Raw genomic sequence first — 1,983 nt, forward strand, 5'->3', positions numbered from 1 at the left:
AACCGACGAAATTAACAGCGAGTGCAGTGGGCGTAAATGTAAAATGTTATGGCGGCAATGATGGTAGTGCAACGGTGACAGCGAATGGTGGAACAACAGCTTACAGTTATGCATGGAGTCCAAGTGGTGGCACGTCAGCAACAGCGAATAATTTAGTAGCAGGAACATACACAGTAACAGTAACGGATGCAAATGCCTGTACAGCAACTGCAACAGTAACGATTACCCAACCGACGAAATTAACAGCGAGTGCGGTAGGGGTAAATGTAAAATGTTATGGTGGCAATGATGGCAGTGCAACGGTCACAGCAAATGGCGGTACAACAGCTTACAGCTATGCATGGAGTCCAAGTGGTGGCACGTCAGCAACAGCGAATAATTTAGTAGCAGGCACTTATACCGTAACGGTAACAGATGCAAATGCTTGTACAGCGACCGCAACAGTAACGATTACACAACCGACGAAATTAACAGCGAGTGCGGTAGGTGTAAATGTAAAATGTTATGGCGGCAACGATGGCAGTGCAACGGTGACAGCGAATGGCGGTACAACAGCTTACAGTTATGCATGGAGTCCAAGTGGTGGCACGTCAGCAACAGCGAATAATTTAGTAGCAGGAACATACACAGTAACAGTAACCGATGCAAATGCTTGTACAGCGACCGCAACAGTAACGATCACGCAACCGACGAAATTAACAGCGAGTGCGGTAGGAGTAAATGTTAAATGTTATGGAGGCAATGATGGCAGTGCAACAGTGACTGCGAATGGCGGAACAACAGCTTACAGTTATGCATGGAGTCCAAGTGGTGGCACGTCAGCAACAGCGAATAATTTAGTAGCAGGAACATACACAGTAACAGTAACGGATGCAAATGCCTGTACAGCAACAGCGACAGTAACGATTACTCAACCGACGAAATTAACAGCGAGTGCGGTAGGTGTAAATGTAAAATGTTATGGCGGCAATGATGGCAGTGCAACGGTGACAGCGAATGGTGGGACAACAGCTTACAGTTATGCATGGAGTCCAAGTGGTGGCACGTCAGCAACAGCGAATAATTTAGTAGCAGGCACTTATACCGTAACGGTAACCGATGCAAATGCTTGTACAGCGACCGCAACAGTAACGATTACGCAACCGACGAAATTAACAGCGAGTGCGGTGGGTGTAAATGTTAAATGTTATGGCGGCAACGATGGCAGTGCAACGGTGACAGCGAATGGTGGGACAACAGCTTACAGTTATGCATGGAGTCCAAGTGGTGGCACGTCAGCAACAGCGAATAATTTAGTAGCAGGAACTTATACAGTAACAGTAACAGATGCAAATGCTTGTACAGCGACCGCGACAGTAACGATTACGCAACCAAGCCGTTTAACAGCGAGTGCGGTGGGTGTAAATGTTAAATGTTATGGCGGCAATGATGGCAGTGCAACGGTGACAGCGAATGGTGGGACAACAGCTTACAGTTATGCATGGAGTCCAAGTGGTGGCACGTCAGCAACAGCGAATAATTTAACAGCAGGAACATACACAGTAACAGTAACGGATGCAAATGCTTGTACAGCAACTGCAACAGTAACGATTACGCAACCGACGAAATTAACAGCGAGTGCAGTGGGCGTAAATGTAAAATGTTATGGCGGCAATGATGGTAGTGCAACGGTCACAGCAAATGGTGGTACAACAGCTTACAGTTATGCATGGAGTCCAAGTGGCGGCACAGGTGCAACAGCGAATAATTTAGTAGCAGGAACATACACAGTAACAGTAACGGATGCAAATGCCTGTACAGCAACTGCAACAGTAACGATTACCCAACCGACGAAATTAACAGCGAGTGCGGTAGGGGTAAATGTAAAATGTTATGGTGGCAATGATGGCAGTGCAACGGTCACAGCAAATGGCGGTACAACAGCTTACAGCTATGCATGGAGTCCAAGTGGTGGCACGTCAGCAACAGCGAATAATTTAGTAG

1 protein-coding gene is annotated in these 1,983 nt (G+C 46.8%); it reads left to right on the forward strand.

Translation table 11 applies throughout. The features are described 5' to 3' along the window. A partial coding sequence (locus MJQ71_RS20785; protein ID WP_374759628.1) for a YadA family autotransporter adhesin occupies window positions 1-1,983 on the forward strand: 1,983 nt, incomplete at both ends.

The sequence above is a fragment of the Emticicia aquatica genome (assembly GCF_923079645.1).
Lineage (GTDB): Bacteria > Bacteroidota > Bacteroidia > Cytophagales > Spirosomataceae > Emticicia > Emticicia aquatica.